This is a genomic window from Pseudoflavonifractor sp. BSD2780061688st1 E11, from assembly GCF_005844125.1.
Taxonomy (GTDB): Bacteria; Bacillota; Clostridia; order Lachnospirales; family Lachnospiraceae; genus Sellimonas; species Sellimonas catena.
Window position 1 is genome coordinate 1 of sequence record NZ_SPHM01000008.1, and the last position, 16,091, is coordinate 16,091.

The 16,091-nt window shown below is 45.7% G+C and carries 15 protein-coding genes, 5 tRNA genes and 1 other annotated feature; of the genes, 18 read left to right on the forward strand and 2 right to left on the reverse strand.

Annotation, left to right across the window (positions count from 1 at the left end; all coding sequences use genetic code 11):
* Positions 1 to 122 precede the first annotated feature (122 nt).
* The 18 genes from FGQ85_RS05055 (at position 123) to FGQ85_RS05140 (ending at position 15,105) form a co-directional block, all read left to right on the forward strand.
* Positions 123 to 587, forward strand: a complete 465-nt coding sequence (locus tag FGQ85_RS05055) for a MarR family winged helix-turn-helix transcriptional regulator (RefSeq protein ID WP_087167364.1) — start codon at positions 123 to 125, stop codon at positions 585 to 587.
* Between the two features lie 103 nt (positions 588 to 690).
* Entirely contained in the window at positions 691 to 2,025 is a 1,335-nt protein-coding gene (gene gdhA / locus FGQ85_RS05060) for an NADP-specific glutamate dehydrogenase (RefSeq protein WP_138372835.1), read from the forward strand.
* A gap of 188 nt (positions 2,026 to 2,213) precedes the next feature.
* Positions 2,214 to 2,286 (forward strand) — tRNA-Val (locus FGQ85_RS05065).
* Positions 2,287 to 2,310: 24 nt separating this feature from the next.
* Positions 2,311 to 2,384: transfer RNA gene (locus tag FGQ85_RS05070), tRNA-Met, on the forward strand.
* Between the two features lie 7 nt (positions 2,385 to 2,391).
* Positions 2,392 to 2,464: transfer RNA gene (locus FGQ85_RS05075), tRNA-Val, on the forward strand.
* Between the two features lie 26 nt (positions 2,465 to 2,490).
* Positions 2,491 to 2,564: transfer RNA gene (locus FGQ85_RS05080), tRNA-Met, on the forward strand.
* 320 nt (positions 2,565 to 2,884) lie between these two features.
* Positions 2,885 to 3,595 (forward strand): ABC transporter ATP-binding protein, encoded by a 711-nt coding sequence (locus tag FGQ85_RS05085; protein WP_087167362.1) that lies wholly within the window; start codon positions 2,885 to 2,887, stop codon positions 3,593 to 3,595.
* On the forward strand, positions 3,588 to 5,219 hold the full coding sequence (locus FGQ85_RS05090) for a hypothetical protein (protein WP_138372836.1): 1,632 nt from the start codon (positions 3,588 to 3,590) through the stop codon (positions 5,217 to 5,219). Before FGQ85_RS05085 ends, FGQ85_RS05090 begins: the two co-directional genes overlap by 8 nt.
* Before the next feature lie 103 nt (positions 5,220 to 5,322).
* Positions 5,323 to 5,886, forward strand: coding sequence for a 2-C-methyl-D-erythritol 2,4-cyclodiphosphate synthase (ispF, locus tag FGQ85_RS05095; RefSeq protein WP_087167360.1), 564 nt, complete (start codon positions 5,323 to 5,325; stop codon positions 5,884 to 5,886).
* Positions 5,883 to 7,052: a GNAT family N-acetyltransferase gene (locus FGQ85_RS05100; protein ID WP_138372837.1), complete on the forward strand. Its 1,170-nt coding sequence runs from the start codon at positions 5,883 to 5,885 to the stop codon at positions 7,050 to 7,052. The genes ispF and FGQ85_RS05100 overlap by 4 nt, the downstream gene beginning before the upstream one ends.
* Positions 7,053 to 7,108: 56 nt before the next feature.
* Positions 7,109 to 7,332: a binding site (T-box leader), on the forward strand.
* Between the two features lie 108 nt (positions 7,333 to 7,440).
* Positions 7,441 to 8,847, forward strand: coding sequence for a cysteine--tRNA ligase (gene cysS / locus FGQ85_RS05105; RefSeq protein ID WP_138372838.1), 1,407 nt, complete (start codon positions 7,441 to 7,443; stop codon positions 8,845 to 8,847).
* Entirely contained in the window at positions 8,832 to 9,302 is a 471-nt protein-coding gene (locus FGQ85_RS05110; protein ID WP_087167357.1) for a ribonuclease III domain-containing protein, read from the forward strand. Before cysS ends, FGQ85_RS05110 begins: the two co-directional genes overlap by 16 nt.
* Positions 9,283 to 10,035, forward strand: a complete 753-nt coding sequence (rlmB, locus tag FGQ85_RS05115) for a 23S rRNA (guanosine(2251)-2'-O)-methyltransferase RlmB (protein WP_138372839.1) — start codon at positions 9,283 to 9,285, stop codon at positions 10,033 to 10,035. The genes FGQ85_RS05110 and rlmB overlap by 20 nt, the downstream gene beginning before the upstream one ends.
* Positions 10,036 to 10,050: 15 nt before the next feature.
* Positions 10,051 to 10,656: a sigma-70 family RNA polymerase sigma factor gene (locus FGQ85_RS05120; RefSeq protein ID WP_138372840.1), complete on the forward strand. Its 606-nt coding sequence runs from the start codon at positions 10,051 to 10,053 to the stop codon at positions 10,654 to 10,656.
* Positions 10,657 to 10,821: 165 nt separating this feature from the next.
* Positions 10,822 to 11,286, forward strand: coding sequence for a MarR family winged helix-turn-helix transcriptional regulator (locus FGQ85_RS05125; RefSeq protein WP_138372841.1), 465 nt, complete (start codon positions 10,822 to 10,824; stop codon positions 11,284 to 11,286).
* Between the two features lie 19 nt (positions 11,287 to 11,305).
* The gene (locus FGQ85_RS05130; RefSeq protein ID WP_087252951.1) at positions 11,306 to 13,039 is read left to right on the forward strand and encodes an ABC transporter ATP-binding protein; all 1,734 of its coding nucleotides are present in this window, start codon (positions 11,306 to 11,308) and stop codon (positions 13,037 to 13,039) included.
* On the forward strand, positions 13,032 to 14,924 hold the full coding sequence (locus FGQ85_RS05135; RefSeq protein ID WP_087252949.1) for an ABC transporter ATP-binding protein: 1,893 nt from the start codon (positions 13,032 to 13,034) through the stop codon (positions 14,922 to 14,924). Before FGQ85_RS05130 ends, FGQ85_RS05135 begins: the two co-directional genes overlap by 8 nt.
* Positions 14,925 to 15,032: 108 nt before the next feature.
* Positions 15,033 to 15,105 (forward strand) — tRNA-Thr (locus tag FGQ85_RS05140).
* 55 nt (positions 15,106 to 15,160) lie between these two features.
* Here the strand turns inward: FGQ85_RS05140 and FGQ85_RS05145 are convergent.
* Both FGQ85_RS05145 and FGQ85_RS05150 read right to left on the reverse strand, forming a co-directional pair.
* Positions 15,161 to 15,622, reverse strand: a complete 462-nt coding sequence (locus FGQ85_RS05145; RefSeq protein WP_138372842.1) for a hypothetical protein — start codon at positions 15,620 to 15,622, stop codon at positions 15,161 to 15,163.
* Positions 15,622 to 15,993: a hypothetical protein gene (locus tag FGQ85_RS05150; protein WP_138372843.1), complete on the reverse strand. Its 372-nt coding sequence runs from the start codon at positions 15,991 to 15,993 to the stop codon at positions 15,622 to 15,624. Before FGQ85_RS05150 ends, FGQ85_RS05145 begins: the two co-directional genes overlap by 1 nt.
* Between the last annotated feature and the right edge of the window lie 98 nt (positions 15,994 to 16,091).

Below are 16,091 nucleotides of genomic sequence, written 5' to 3' on the forward strand. Positions count from 1 at the left end.
AGGACAGATCAGAGCAGGATTTGTCCTCTTTCCGTTTCCCTTGAGTATTTGACAGAAGAAAACACGATGATTATAATGTAAGCGTAAAATTGCTTAATGGTTTTATTAAGGGAGGGACAGATATGCCGTCCAGTAAGATCGGAAAATATATTTCTATTCTAAACCGTCAGTCACAGAAGTATCTGCACCATCTGGTGGAGCAGTACGGGATCGGCTATTCCAGCTATTATTTTGTCATGTATATTGGGGCCAATCCAAAGTGCAGCCAGAGAGAGATGTGCGATTCCATGGCCATGGATCAGGCAATGGCGACGAGAGAGATGCGCCGCCTCGAGAAAAGTGGATATATAATCAGGGAAAAACGTCCGGGAAATGCAAAAACATACGAAATTTCGCTTTCAGAAAGCGGAGAAAAACTGTATCTGAAGCTGAAAGACAAGTTGACGGAATGGTGGGGAGAACTGCTGGCCGAGAGCGAAATCGATCCGGAGCCGTTTTCCGAACAGCTGCGAATACTGGCAAAAGCTGCCCATGAGAAGGCCGCGGGAATGGAAAATCAGGAAAAGCGAACCAAAAAGACAAGGTAAAAAATTCTTGACAATGACATGAAAATGCTTTACAGTGTTAAAGAAGAAAAGCGATGTATGTTTATGCAGACTTTTTTAGGAAAAGAAGTAGGAGGAAGATGTTATGTCATACGTAGATGAAGTGATTGACCTTGTAGTAAAGAAAAACCCAAACGAACCGGAATTTCACCAGGCTGTCAAAGAAGTTCTGGAATCTCTCCGTGTCGTGATTGAGGCAAATGAAGATAAATACAGAAAAGAAGCGCTTCTGGAAAGACTGACAGAGCCAGAAAGACAGCTGCTCTTCCGTGTGCCGTGGGTAGACGACAACGGACAGGTACATGTCAATAAGGCATACCGGGTACAGTTCAACAGCGCAATCGGACCATACAAAGGAGGACTCAGACTCCATCCGTCTGTAAATTTAAGCATTATTAAATTCCTTGGATTTGAGCAGATTTTCAAAAACTCCCTGACAGGTCTTCCAATCGGCGGAGGAAAAGGCGGATCTGACTTTGATCCAAAAGGAAAATCCGACAGAGAGATCATGGCATTCTGTCAGAGCTTCATGACAGAGCTGTGCAAATACATTGGAGCAGACACAGACGTGCCGGCCGGAGACATCGGAACAGGGGCAAGAGAGATCGGCTACATGTTCGGACAGTACAAGAGAATCCGCGGCGTATTTGAAGGCGTGCTCACAGGAAAGGGTCTGACTTATGGAGGATCCCTTGTTCGTACAGAAGCAACAGGATACGGACTGCTTTACTTCACGGAAGAAATGTTAAAACTTGCAGGCAAAGACATGAAAGATAAAGTCATTGCCATCTCCGGAGCAGGAAATGTTGCGATCTATGCAGCAGAAAAAGCAGTACAGATGGGTGCAAAAGTCGTGACCATGAGCGATTCTACCGGATGGATCTACGATCCGGAAGGCATTGATCTGGATGCAGTGAAAGAGATCAAAGAAGTAAAACGTGCAAGACTGACCGAGTACAAGACATACCGTCCGAACTCCGAATACCATGAAGGTGCAGGTGTATGGTCCGTAAAATGTGACATCGCACTTCCTTGCGCAACACAGAACGAACTGCACCTTGAAGATGCAAAACAGCTTGTGGCAAACGGATGTATCGCAGTTGCAGAAGGAGCAAACATGCCGACTACAATGGAAGCAACAGAATACTTACAGGCAAATGGCATACTCTTTGCACCTGGAAAAGCATCCAATGCCGGCGGTGTTGCAACATCCGCACTGGAAATGTCACAGAACAGCGAGCGTTTGAGCTGGTCTTTTGAAGAAGTTGATGCGAAACTGAAAAACATCATGGTAAACATCTGCCACAACGCAGCAGACGCAGCAAAGAGATACGGATGCGAAGGCAACTATGTTGTAGGAGCAAACATTGCCGGATTTGAAAAAGTAGCAGCCGCAATGGAAGCTCAGGGAATTGTTTAAAAATTTCCGCAAGATAAAGACGCAGATTCATTGAGATCCTGCTATAACAGTCTGAAACGGAAAAAGCCGCAAAGACCATCAAAAAAAGTGAAAAAATCTATGTCAAAAAAGATAAAAAAAGTGTTGACATTTATCAGATGTTAATAGTATAATAATCAAGCGGGTTGCGAAAGCGACCCGCGATATATGGGATCTTAGCTCAGCTGGGAGAGCATCTGCCTTACAAGCAGAGGGTCATAGGTTCGAGCCCTATAGGTCCCATTTCGTAAGAAATTACGAACATATGGCGGGATAGCTCAGTTGGCTAGAGCATACGGTTCATACCCGTAGTGTCGCTGGTTCGAATCCAGTTCCCGCTATTCATATGGGATCTTAGCTCAGCTGGGAGAGCATCTGCCTTACAAGCAGAGGGTCATAGGTTCGAGCCCTATAGGTCCCATTTCTTATGACAATTACAAAACATATGGCGGGATAGCTCAGTTGGCTAGAGCATACGGTTCATACCCGTAGTGTCGCTGGTTCGAATCCAGTTCCCGCTACTACAAATTCATAAGTACAAAAAAAGAGACGAAAGTCTCTTTTTTTTGTTGTGTTTTACTTTCGGCGGGGACGTGTTCCGATACACAGGTACACGACGTAAATGACAAAAAAACCCCCGAAACCCGCATAAAATAAGGCAAAACTCAAATTGTCAGATTTTTTCCATCGGGGACAGGTTCCGATACACCGGAACACGTCCCCGATAATTTGGCAATAATTCTAAATAATTCTTAATATTTCTGGAATATGGTTTTTTACGTTGTATCTGGCAGACTTTTTAGATATAATATTGAAAAAATCGAACGAAAAGGGGAAGGATATGGAATTACGTTTAAATAATGTGAAGAAATCTTTTGGCAGCAAGGTGGTTTTGCATGATTGTTCCTTTGTGTTTGAAAAGGGAAAGATTTATGGGCTTCTTGGGCGTAATGGAGCTGGTAAGACGACGTTGTTTAATTGCCTGAGCGATGAGATTCAGCCGGATTCAGGGGCTGCTATGCTCTGGGACGGAGAGAACGAGCGGGAGATAATGCCGGATGAGATTGGATATGTGTTTTCGGTGCCGGTGCTTCCGGATTTTTTGACGGGTGAAGAGTTTGTACGGTTTTTTATGGATATTAACAGGGACAGGATTGAGCCGGGGACGAGTGCGGAAGCGTATTTTGATCTGGTGCAGATTGACCAGGAGGACAGGAAGAAGCTGATCAAGGGATATTCTCATGGAATGAAGAATAAGCTTCAGATGATTTGTTTTATGATCTCAAGGCCGCCGGTGATTCTTCTGGATGAGCCGCTGACTTCACTGGATGTAGTTGTTGCGCTGGAGATGAAGCGTCTTCTGCGCAGTATGCAGAAGGATCATGTGATCATTTTCTCTACGCATATTCTGCAGCTTGCGACGGATCTTTGTGATGAGATCGTCATTTTAAGTGACGGGAGACTCAGGCAGATCGACCATGAGATGTTGAAGCAGAAGGATTTTGAAGAACAGATCATTGAATTATTGAAGGATGAGGAAAGCCATGGTTAGAACATTACAGCAGATTATTATGTTAAAAGCAACAATTGTGACGAATACGTTCCTGTATTATCTGAAGAGACTGTGGGTGATCGGGAAGCATGTTCCGGACAGTGTGTATGGGAATCGGGAATTGAAGATGGTGCTTGCGGTGTTGTTTACAATTCTTGGTCAGGTTTTCAGTCTGGCGGGGAAGGCGCTTTACATATTTCTTTTTGCTGTCCTTCCGGCACTTTTTGCTGGTACGGCGGAAAGTGGAGTGAGATTTGACAGTCTGGTTCAGATCCTGTTCTTTTTGTCCTGTATCATGGGACCGCTTCAGGATAGTGTGGTCTTTAAAGTAACGAAAGAGAAATTTACCGCGATACGGTACATGAAAATGGATGTGGAAAAGTATACAAAGGTATATCTTCTTTACTGTTATATCCCGTTCGCATTGTATTTTCTGATTTGCATCATGACAGCTTCCTGGTTTACGGGAGGAAGTATTGCAGACGGTATATGTCTCTGGATTGTCATTGTGATGATGCGTGCTGCGGGCGAGGCGTTTCAGGTATGGCTGTATGACCGGAAAGGGATTGTGTTCTCCAGAAAAACCGGATGGGTATGGACAATTATTTTTCTGTCCGTTGCCGGTGCATATACTGTGTTCGTGCCGTGGGGACCATTTTTGACTGCAGAGAGACTGTTTCATCCTGTTTTACTTGTTCTGATTTGTATTGTGGGTGTGATTTCGGCGTGGTATATTCTGTCAGGATACCGTTGTTACCGCCGGAAACTCCACAGGACGGTAGAAGAGCAATGGCTGTTTTCTTCCATTGTCAATCAATCCACCCAGGCGGCAAATGAGAAGTCTGTGGGAATTCGGGAGCAGGATCTGCATGCAGACAACAGAAAGATGGCGGAAGTGGAAAAGCTTCACGGCTATGAATACTTTAATGCTTTGTTTTTCCTGAGGCACAGGAGGCAGATTCTAAGACCGGTGTACTATCGTCTGGCGGCAGTCGTGGGCTTTTTTATCGCAGGTGTGATGTTCAGAGTGGGAATGCCGGAAGTAGCGTATCTGGGAGCAGAAAACCTTCCGGATTTCCTTCCGATTTTCGTTTTTGTTATGTATATGATGACGGTGGCTGACAAGGCCTGCAAGGCAATGTTTTATAATTGCGATAAAAGTATGCTGAAATTCGGTTTCTACCGGAATCCAAAGACGCTTCTATCCAATTTCCGGATCCGTCTGGTAAAAATCGCGGGGTATAATCTGGTGATCGGAGCTGCAATCTGTGCAGCGGTGGCAGGATTTCGTGGAATCTGCGGTATCTGGAATTTTGGACAGAACATGTTTTTGTTTTGTGCGGCAGTACTGATGCTTTCTGTGTTCTTTACCGTGCATCACCTGTTTTTGTACTACGTATTCCAGCCGTATTCTGAAGAGATGAATGTAAAAAATCCGTTTTTTCAGGCAATTAATATGGCGGTCTATCTGATTTGTTTTCTGTGTTATGAGCTTCAGGCAAACGGTACTCTCACAGGAAATCTTCCGTTTACCGCAGGTGTGCTGGTTGTGACACTTGCCTATATTGTGGCGGCGCTCATTCTGGTGTACCGCTATGCCCCGAAAATGTTCCGCGTTAAATAATGTTCCTGAAAAATCAGTAGTTTTTGGGAAGAATATGTTAAAATAAGATGGAAAAGAGTACAATACATGACAGATGAACGTGAAAAGTAAAGGAGGAGTCTTATTGAGAGTAGGAATGGGATATGATGTCCATAAATTGACAGAAGGAAGAGACTTGATTATCGGAGGGGTGAAGATTCCATATGAAAAGGGGCTTTTGGGTCATTCGGACGCGGACGTGCTTTTGCATGCGGTCATGGATGCGCTTCTCGGCGCCGCGGCCCTTGGAGATATCGGTCTTCACTTTCCGGATACAGACGAAACATACAAAGGAGCATCCAGCCTGAAACTTCTGGAACAGGTTGGAGAGCTTCTTGATGAACACTTATATGTGATTGAAAATATCGATGCGACAATCATTGCGCAGCGGCCAAAGATGCGTCCGCATATTGATGCCATGCGGGAAAATATTGCAAGGACGCTTGCCATTGATGTGGATCAGGTCAACATCAAGGCAACCACGGAAGAAGGTCTTGGATTTACCGGAAGCGGAGAGGGAATTTCCGCCCAGGCAGTCTGCTGCATTGAAAAGGCAACGAATTTCAGCTATGACGTGACGTGGCAGGAAGGCGGATGCCGGGGATGCCCTGGATGTCACGGTGTGTCGGATGACCGGGTGATGGAATGAAAATAAGAAAGCTGAAACAAGAGGAGCACAGAATGACCCGATCGCTCTGGGAAGAGATTTTTACGGAGGACGACGAGGCGTTTCTTGATTATTATTATCAGGTGAAAACGGCGGAGAATTCCATCTATATCATAGAAGAAGAGGACGGGCCGGTCTCCATGCTGCAGCTTAATCCATATCCGGTGCAGTTTTTGGGGGAAACATGCCTGCTTCACTATATTATAGCGGTGGCGACAAAGATGGAATATCGGGGACGGGGTTATATGACGCGGCTTTTGGAAAAGTCTGCCAAAGACATGTATCAGGCAGGAGAGCCGTTTACCTATCTGATGCCGGCCGCGGAGGAAATTTATTATCCGCACGGATTCCGGTTTGTCTATCGTCAGCTCCGGATAGAGGGGAAACCATCCGGAGAAAAAGGACAAGACGGGACTTTGGCAGGATGCCAGGTGCGATACGCCGGGGAATCGGACTGCCGGGCACTTGCCTGCCTTGCAGAAGAGCTACTGGGACAGATGCCTTTCATCCGCGCTGTCCGGACAGAACGTTACTATAGGACGATCTTAAAAGAACAGCAGAGCGAAGGCGGAGGAATCCTGCTTACGGAAAAGGACGGAAAACCGACCGGATTTGTCGTTTATGGATGTTATGAAGGAAAGGCAGAGCTTCGGGAGCCGCTGTTCCAGAAAAAAGAAGACTGGGAGCAGATCCTCGCGTTTCTGAATGAGGAACCGGTAAAAACCGTCCAGATTTCAGGGGCCCGCCCGGAGGATGCGGCATGGCTTAAAGAAGAACTGGAAGGAGCCGAAGAAAAGGAAGTTCCGGTGATCATGGTCCGGATCGTCCATCTTCAGCACTTTCTGGAACGGTTCCTTGCCCGGAGCAATTTTGAGATCCGGCTTCATATAGAAGATGGACTGATTCCGGAAAATACCGGATACTGGGAGATCCGGGGACAGGAGGGACAGACTTTATCTGTCCGGAAAACCAAAGCCTCCAAAGAGGCGGAAACGGTTTCTCCGGGGGAACTTGTGACGGTATTGTTTGGCTACCGGTCAGAGCGCAAAGAGGAGCGGGAAGTCTATGAAAACATGGGCCCGCAGATGCGAGTGCTTCTGAAGGGCACCCAACCCGCACCACCGGTATTTTTGAATGAGATTGTATAGAAATGGGAGTTGACAAAATGAGAGTTATCCCATACACTATAACAACAGAAGGATAGAAAAAGGCAGAGAACGGAAAGAGTAGCATATGCATACTTTACAGAGAAGGAAGGCCGCCGGCTGAGAGCCCTCCGAAAGAACGGATATGTGAAGTGCGTCCGGGAGCCGGGTCTGCGAAGGAAAAGTAGCAGATCACGTAGGCAGTCGTTACCTGCACAGATGAGTGGAAAGGGCATCTGCCCTTTTTAATAGAGTGGAACCGCGGATCAACTTCGTCTCTTGGATGTTATCAGGGACGAAGTTTTTCTTTTTATGTGCCGGAAAAATTTTCCTGTGCGATAGAAATGCTCCGTAAGACTCTGCAAAAAAAAGAAAAGGAGGAGAATGACAGATGAAACTGTACAATACGATGACACGAAAAAAGGAAGAATTCGTGCCTCTGGAAGAGGGAAAGGTAAAGATGTATGTATGCGGCCCGACCGTTTATAATTTTATTCATATTGGAAATGCAAGACCGATGATTGTCTTTGATACGGTACGCCGCTATTTTGAATACAAAGGATATGAAGTGAATTTTGTTTCCAACTTTACAGACGTAGATGATAAGATCATTAAAAAAGCACTGGAAGAGGGCGTGACGGCAGATGAGATCGCGGCACGCTATATTGCGGAGTGCAAAAAGGATATGGAAGACCTCAACATCAAGCCGGCTACCGCAAATCCGCTGGCGACCCAGGAGATCGGCGGAATGATCGAGATGATCCGGGAACTGATTGAAAAGGGGAATGCCTATGAGAAGAACGGAACCGTTTACTTCCGTACAAGAAGTTTCAAAGACTATGGAAAGCTGTCCCATAAAAATCTGGATGACCTGCAGTCCGGCGGAAGAGAGCTTCTCGTATCCGGCCAGGACGAAAAGGAAGATCCTCTGGATTTCGTACTCTGGAAGCCGAAAAAAGACGGCGAGCCGTTCTGGGATGCACCGTGGAGCAAAGGACGTCCGGGATGGCACATCGAATGCTCGGAAATGTCCAGAAAATATCTGGGCGAGCAGATTGACATTCATGCTGGCGGCGAAGATCTTATTTTCCCGCATCATGAAAATGAGATAGCACAGTCCGAGGCATGCAACGGCAAGGAATTTGCGCGTTACTGGATGCACAATGGATTTTTAAATATTGATAATAAGAAGATGTCAAAATCTCTCGGAAACTTCCGCACTGTACGGGAGATCGGGGAGAAATATGACCTGCAGGTATTCCGGTTCTTTATGCTGAGCGCGCATTACAGAAGCCCGCTGAATTTCAGCGCGGAGCTGATGGAAGCAGCAAAGAACAGTCTGGAGCGTATTACCAATGCTGCAGACCAGCTGAAACACCTGATGGAAACAGCACAGACAGAGCAGATGACAGATGTAGAGAAAGAAAACGCGGCAAAGACTGCAGAGTTCATCAAAGAATTTGAAGACGCTATGGAAGATGACTTCAATACAGCCGATGCCATCACTGCTATCTTTGAACTTGTAAAATTTGCCAACACAACAGCAGACGGAGAAAGCTCCAAAGAGTACGCAAAGGCACTTTTTGATCTGATTGTGCGTCTTTGCGATATCCTCGGACTGATTGTGGACAAAGAAGAGGAAATGCTGGATGCGGACATCGAGGCTCTGATCGAGGAGAGAACAAAGGCAAGGAAGGAAAAGAATTTCAAACGTGCTGATGAGATCAGGGATGAGCTTCTGGAAAAAGGAATTGTCTTAAAGGACACAAGAGAAGGAGTACAATGGAAGAGAGTATAACGATGGAACTGGATTCGTATCTGTGTGAAGTCTTTCAGACAGAGGAACATGATATCAGAAGTTATTCCCCTTTGTCCCTTGCCTTTATCGGGGACTGTGTCTATGACCTGGTGATCAAATCGCTGATTATCAGAAAGGGAAACCGCCCGGTGAATGTTATGCAGAAAGAGACGAGCAGGCTTGTGCAGGCATCTGCACAGTCTGCCATGATGAGGGTGATGCAGGAACATCTGACGGAAGAGGAACATGCGGTTTACCGGAGAGGGAGAAACGCAAAATCCGTTTCCCCGGCGAAGAATCAGTCCATCACGGACTATAGACGGGCAACAGGATTTGAAGCGCTGATCGGATATCTTTATCTGAAAAAAAACTACAGACGGATCGTTGATCTGATCAAAACCGGCCTTGTCGGGCTGGAGGAAGCAGAGGAGAAGGATGAAAGACCAGAAGAATAGAAATGAATCGATGATTGAAGGAAGAAATGCGGTGCTGGAAGCATTCCGCTCCGGGAAACCGGTGGATAAGCTGTACGTTCTGGACGGATGTCAGGACGGACCGGTGCGGACCATCGTACGGGAAGCAAAAAAGCACGATACGATTTTAAACTTTGTTACAAAAGAGCGGCTTGACCAGCTCTCGGAAACAAAAAAGCATCAGGGCGTTATTGCAGTAACAGCCGCGTATGAATACTCGGATATTGAGGATATATTCAACCTTGCGAAGAAGAAGGGGGAGGATCCGTTCCTGATCCTTCTGGATAATATCGAGGATCCGCACAATCTGGGAGCCATTATCCGGACGGCCAATCTGGCGGGTGCCCACGGGGTGATCATTCCGAAACGCCGGGCGGCAGGATTGACCGCGACAGTCGCAAAAACATCGGCAGGGGCGTTAAACTATACTCCGGTTGCAAAGGTGACCAATCTGGTGAAAACAATGGAAGAATTAAAGGAACGGGGACTCTGGTTTGTCTGTGCCGACATGGGAGGCGATGTGATGTACGATGTCGATCTCAAAGGGCCGATCGGGCTTGTGATCGGGAACGAAGGAGAGGGAGTTTCCAGACTCGTAAAGGAAGCATGTGATTTCACTGCGTCAATTCCTATGGAAGGAGAGATTGATTCTCTCAACGCATCTGTGGCGGCCGGCGTACTGGCTTACGAGATTGTTCGCCAGAGGACAAGGTAAAGGAGCGGCAGAAAGATGGCTGATTATGAAACCAGAACAGATGAAGAGCTGATTCAGAGCCTTCGAAGCGGAGAAGCCGAGATTATGGATTTCCTTCTGGAAAAGTATAAGCCCGTGGTTAAGAAAAAAGCGCGGGCGATGTTCCTTTTGGGCGGGGACAGTGATGACCTGATTCAGGAGGGAATGATCGGTTTGTTTAAAGCGGTGCAGGATTACGATCCGAAGCAGGAGGCTTCCTTTGAAACCTTCGCGACGATCTGTGTGACAAGACAGCTGTATTCAGCGATCCGGGCATCGAGGAGGAAGAAACATCTGCCGCTGAATTCCTATGTTTCTCTCTATGATAAACAGGAGATTTCCGAGGAAAAGGAATCCGAGCTGATCGGTCTCCAGAATACTTCATCCAACAATAATCCGGAGGATCTGGTGATTCACAAGGAATCCGAGGATTCTTTCATGAAAGATCTGGAGGGACGTCTGAGTGATCTGGAAAAGAGGGTGTTGTACCTGCATCTGCTTGGAACCGATTATAAAACGATTGCAGGGCTTCTGGGAAAGAAGCCGAAGACGGTGGACAATGCCCTGCAGAGAATTAAAACAAAAGCAGAGGACCTGCTCTGATTATATTGTAAAACAGTAAAAACCGCCAAAATATTCATTGAAAAATGCGAGTGTTTTGGCGGTTTTTCTGTTATATAAATAACAATTGGAAAAATGTTGACAGGTCAAGAAAAAAACCTTATAATCCTACTGTTAGGAAACGAACAAATCATAGGAGTGGAAACGATGGACCAAGAGTTACGTAAGGCACGGGAGCATCACGTTGGGAGAATCATCCATATGATGTCCCATCAGCTGAAAAGGCGGGGAACGATGCCGGAAGTGGAGATGGGGCTGACGCCGATGCAGAAGCATGTCCTGACCTTTATTCTGTTTGAGACGATGGAGCGGGATCTGTACCAGCGGGATATCGAAGAGGAGTTCCGTATCAGAAGATCTACCGCAAGCGGGATTTTGCAGCTGATGGAAAAAAACGGATTTATTTACCGCAAAAGTGTTGCGAGGGATGCAAGGCTCAAACAGATTATCCCTACGGAAAAGGCAGAGAAACTCAGGATGGATATTCTGGTAAATATTCAGGAGATGGAAAAGAAGCTGACCGGAGGGATTCCGAAAGAGGACCTGGAAGTGTGTCTTCGTGTTCTGCGGAAAATGATCTGCAATCTTTCGGAAGAAGAACAGATCAAATGAATAACTTCAGGAGGTAGAGATGAACAGAAAGCTTTTTAAATCAATCAGGGAATATAAAAAAGAATCCGTTCTCGCACCGTTTTTTGTCATTCTGGAAGTGTTGATGGAAGTATTGATCCCGCTTCTGATGGCAAACATTATCGATATCGGAATTCAGGACGGCAATCTTCCCTACATTATTAAGATGGGCGTCCTTCTGGTCGTTATGGCCATGCTTGCTCTCTGGTTCGGAGTAAAGGCCGGTACCTATGCGGCAAGAGCCGGAGCGGGATATGCGAAAAACCTGCGGCATGATATTTTTTACAAGGTTCAGGAGTTTTCCTTTAAAAACATTGACCACTTTTCCACATCCAGCCTTGTAACACGTATGACGACAGATGTTACCAATGTGCAGATGGCGTATATGATGAGCATCCGTCTGCTTGCAAGAGCACCGATTATGATCGTTCTGTCATGGATCATGACATTGACGATCAATGTAAAAATCGCGCTCCTGTTCCTTATTGTAATCCCGCTGCTGGGAGGGACACTGATTTTCATTGCCAAGAAGGCCCATCCTCATTTTATCAAAGTATTTGATGAATACGATGTTCTGAACAACGAGGTACAGGAAAATGTCAATGCGGCCAGAGTGGTAAAGGCATACGTAAGAGAAGACTACGAAATCAAGAAATTCCATAAAGTATCTCAGACTGTCTACGATCTGTTTACAAAGGCAGAGAAAATCGTGGCCTGGAACTCTCCGACCATGCAGTTTTTTGTATATGCGGTTGTACTTTGCATGGTGCTGATTGGAGGAAAGGATATTGTATTTGAAACGATGGAAACAGGAGAGCTGACAAGCGTTATTGTCTATGCACTTCAGATTCTTTCTTCCCTGATGATGGTATCTTTTGTTTTCGTTATGATTATGATTGCGGAGGCTTCCAGTGACCGTATTGCGGAGGTACTGGATGAAGTGCCGGAGATGCAGGATAAAGAGGATGCTGTCAAGGTCGTTCCGGACGGATCCATCGATTTTGAACATGTGGATTTCAGCTATGCCGGGGAAGGTGGAAATCTTTCCCTGAAAGATGTCGATATTCACATCAAATCCGGACAGACAATTGGAATTATCGGCGGTACCGGAAGTTCCAAATCTACGTTTGTGCAGCTGATACCAAGACTTTACGATGTGACAAAGGGATGTGTTAAAGTCGGAGGTATTGATGTCAGAGAATACAACCTGGAAGCACTGCGTGACCAGGTATCCATGGTGCTTCAGAAAAATGTGCTTTTTACCGGAACAATTTACGACAATATCCGCTGGGGTGATGAAAACGCATCTGATGAAGAAGTGCAGAGAGTATGTAAGCTTGCCCAGGCAGACACCTTTGTGCAGGAATTCCCGGCTGGCTACAATACAATGATTGTTCAGGGAGGAAACAATGTTTCCGGCGGACAGAAGCAGAGACTTTGTATCGCGAGAGCCCTTCTGAAAAAACCAAAGATTCTGATCCTGGACGATTCCACAAGTGCGGTGGATACGAAGACGGATGCCATGATTCGAAAGGCATTCCGGGAAGAAATTCCGGACACAACAAAGATCATTATCGCGCAGAGAGTCTCTTCTGTTGAGGATGCAGACCTGATTATCGTCATGGATGATGGTAAGATCAACGGAATCGGCACATCTGAAGAGCTTTTAAAGACAAACGCGATTTATCGGGAAGTTTACGAATCGCAGGTAAAGGGAGGTGAGGAAGATGAATAAGAATGACGAAAAGGTACGTGTTTCCAAAGGGACCTTAAAGACGGCAAAACGACTGCTCGGCTATGTGACCAGCCGCTTTAAAGTACAGTTTTTTGCAGTATTTATCTGTATCATTATCAGTTCCATTGCGTCTATTTCGGTATCTCTGTCACTGAAATTTCTGCTGGATGACTTTATTATCCCGCTGATCGGGCAGGAGTCGCCGGATTTCTCAGAGCTTTACATGGCGCTTGGAGTACTTGGAACCATCTTCCTGGCCGGAGTGATTTCTACATTTGTTTACACAAGACTGATGGTAACGATCGGGCAGGGTGTGTTAAAACAGGTCAGAGATGATATGTTTGAACATATGCAGAAACTTCCGATCCGCTATTTTGACCAGAATACCAACGGCTCCATCATGAGTCTTTACACCAATGATACGGATACCCTGCGTCAGATGATTAACCAGTCCATCCCGCAGGTGCTGATGTCTTCCATTACCATCGTGGTTACGTTTATTTCCATGGTGGCGCTGAGCCCGATTCTGACGGTTCTGGCTGTTATTATGATCTTCCTGCTCATCTTTGTCGCAAAGACGATCGGAGGAAACAGTGGAAAATATTTCCTGAAACAGCAGATTGCCATCGCAAATATTACCGGGTTTGTGGAAGAGAGGATGAACGGACAGCGTGTCATCAAGATTTTCAACCATGAGCGCGTATCGGAAGAAGAGTTTGATGAGTTGAATGAGAAACTTTATGACAGTGCTGCAAACGCAAATACCTTTGCAAACATGATGGGACCGATTATCGGAAACATTGGAAACCTGCAGTTTGTACTTACGGCGGTACTTGGAGGATTCCTGTCCGTCATGGGAGTGGGTGGCATCACCCTTGGTGTTATGGCTTCCTACCTTCAGTTTACAAAGAGCTTTACCCAGCCGTTCATGCAGGTGGCACAGCAGTTTAACTCCATTGTCATGGCGCTTGCCGGCGCGGAGCGGATCTTCGCGATGATGGATGAAGAGCCGGAAGTGGACGAAGGATATGTGACACTGGTCAATGTCCGCAAGGATGCAGACGGCAATATGATCGAGTGCAAAGAGAGAACTGGTATGTGGGCATGGAAGCATCCGCATCAGGCGGATGGTACCGTGACCTACACGGAACTGAAGGGGGATGTACGGTTCTACGATATGACATTCGGGTATACGGATGAAAAGATGGTGCTCCACGATCTGACACTCTACGCAAAACCGGGACAGAAGATTGCGTTTGTAGGTTCCACCGGAGCCGGAAAGACGACCATCACAAACCTGATCAACCGGTTCTACGATGTGCAGGATGGTAAGATCCGTTACGATGGCATCAATATCAACAAGATCAAAAAGTACGATCTGAGACGTTCTCTTGGAATTGTATTGCAGGATACCCATCTGTTTACCGGAACAATCATGGAAAATATCCGGTACGGAAGACTGGATGCAACGGACGAGGATGTATACGAGGCAGCAAAACTTGCCCATGCGGATCAGTTTATCAATATGCTTCCGAATGGTTATCAGACCATGTTAAGCGGTGACGGAGAAGAACTTTCCCAGGGGCAGAGACAGCTTCTTGCAATCGCGAGGGCAGCTGTATCCAATCCGCCGGTACTGATTCTGGACGAAGCAACATCCAGCATTGATACCCGTACGGAAAGCATCGTACAGAAAGGTATGGATAACCTGATGAAAGGACGTACGGTATTTGTCATTGCCCATCGGCTTTCCACGATCCGGAACAGCGATGCTATCATGGTTCTGGAACACGGACGCATTATCGAACGGGGCAATCACGAAGATCTGATCAAACAGAAAGGGACATACTACCAGCTTTATACAGGAAAACTGGAATTGTCATAAACAGAAAACCTTCCGGTACAGCACGAAAAGAAGCTGTACCGGAAGGTTTAAAATTTCCTCTTGACATTTCTGATAATTTACGATATAGTAAATGAGCGTGTTAAATATGCTGCCTTGGCTCAGTCGGTAGAGCGTCGCCTTGGTAAGGCGGAGGTCGGCGGTTCAAGTCCGCTAGGCAGCTTAAAAAACTCCTGAGAAATCAGGAGTTTTTTCATTTTCATGTCCGCACACGTAAACTATTCATTTATATTTGGAATACATTGAGAAATAAACTCATCGATAGAAGCCGCTTTGGCAGCAACTTTGCTCCAGACGGTTAAAAGCTCAGGGTCTTTTTCAGAAAGAATCCGCTCTTTCAGAGGCTCAGTGACATCCCCAAGATCTGCCAGAAATGAAAGAACAATTTGAGCTTTTCCTAAACATATTCCCTCATTTTTGCTGATACGCCGTGTTTCCTGAACGTCATAAGCTTCAAAATTTTCAAACAGCATTGCAAAATCCCTCCGTTCGATCTGATCTGCAAAAGCAACAATTTCTTCTTTCGGAACATTAAGACGGTGTAGAAGGACAGAGATAATTTTAGCAATCAACTGTAAAAGCGAGTCAGGAGAATTACGGCTAATCTCTTCCAAATAACCATCTGGCACTTCCTGTAATTGCCGGAAATCAGCTGCACTTCTTAATTTATCAATCAGCATTACCAAGGACAGTTCATCTCGTGATCTACTTTGGACTGATGCTCAATCAGTGTAATTAAAAAAATAGACTCGGATTCCGGACAATCTTTCAAATGGATTTCTTTAATTGAATCAGAATCTCGCTCTTCATGCCACATAGAAATAAAACGCTCGGAAATATCTGTAATATCTTCCGGCTGAACGTCTTTTAGAAGTTCAATATTCGTATATCCCCGCAAAAATTGTGCACATAAAATGGGATTGCCGAAAATCAGTTTTGCACCACTATCTTTCACCTTTTTATTGGTAATTTGTGTATCTGAGAAATTGATGTTTTGCTCTTTTTGCATGTCTGTCGAACTGCCATTGTTCTTTTGCGTAATTTCTGTCATAAATGTCTCCTTTCTTGAGTGGAATACAGAAAAAACGGACAGACTGCTTCTTAAACTGATTTTATCAATGAATGCAAAAAAATACAATGAAAATCAAG

Coding starts and splice junctions, on each gene's coding strand:
- FGQ85_RS05055 (WP_087167364.1), top strand. CDS start 123: ATGCCGTCCAGTAAGATCGGAAAATATATTTCTATTCTAAACCGTCAG.
- gdhA (WP_138372835.1), top strand. CDS start 691: ATGTCATACGTAGATGAAGTGATTGACCTTGTAGTAAAGAAAAACCCA.
- FGQ85_RS05085 (WP_087167362.1), top strand. CDS start 2,885: ATGGAATTACGTTTAAATAATGTGAAGAAATCTTTTGGCAGCAAGGTG.
- FGQ85_RS05090 (WP_138372836.1), top strand. CDS start 3,588: ATGGTTAGAACATTACAGCAGATTATTATGTTAAAAGCAACAATTGTG.
- FGQ85_RS05100 (WP_138372837.1), top strand. CDS start 5,883: ATGAAAATAAGAAAGCTGAAACAAGAGGAGCACAGAATGACCCGATCG.
- cysS (WP_138372838.1), top strand. CDS start 7,441: ATGAAACTGTACAATACGATGACACGAAAAAAGGAAGAATTCGTGCCT.
- FGQ85_RS05110 (WP_087167357.1), top strand. CDS start 8,832: ATGGAAGAGAGTATAACGATGGAACTGGATTCGTATCTGTGTGAAGTC.
- rlmB (WP_138372839.1), top strand. CDS start 9,283: ATGAAAGACCAGAAGAATAGAAATGAATCGATGATTGAAGGAAGAAAT.
- FGQ85_RS05120 (WP_138372840.1), top strand. CDS start 10,051: ATGGCTGATTATGAAACCAGAACAGATGAAGAGCTGATTCAGAGCCTT.
- FGQ85_RS05125 (WP_138372841.1), top strand. CDS start 10,822: ATGGACCAAGAGTTACGTAAGGCACGGGAGCATCACGTTGGGAGAATC.
- FGQ85_RS05130 (WP_087252951.1), top strand. CDS start 11,306: ATGAACAGAAAGCTTTTTAAATCAATCAGGGAATATAAAAAAGAATCC.
- FGQ85_RS05135 (WP_087252949.1), top strand. CDS start 13,032: ATGAATAAGAATGACGAAAAGGTACGTGTTTCCAAAGGGACCTTAAAG.
- FGQ85_RS05145 (WP_138372842.1), bottom strand. CDS start 15,622: ATGCTGATTGATAAATTAAGAAGTGCAGCTGATTTCCGGCAATTACAG.
- FGQ85_RS05150 (WP_138372843.1), bottom strand. CDS start 15,993: ATGACAGAAATTACGCAAAAGAACAATGGCAGTTCGACAGACATGCAA.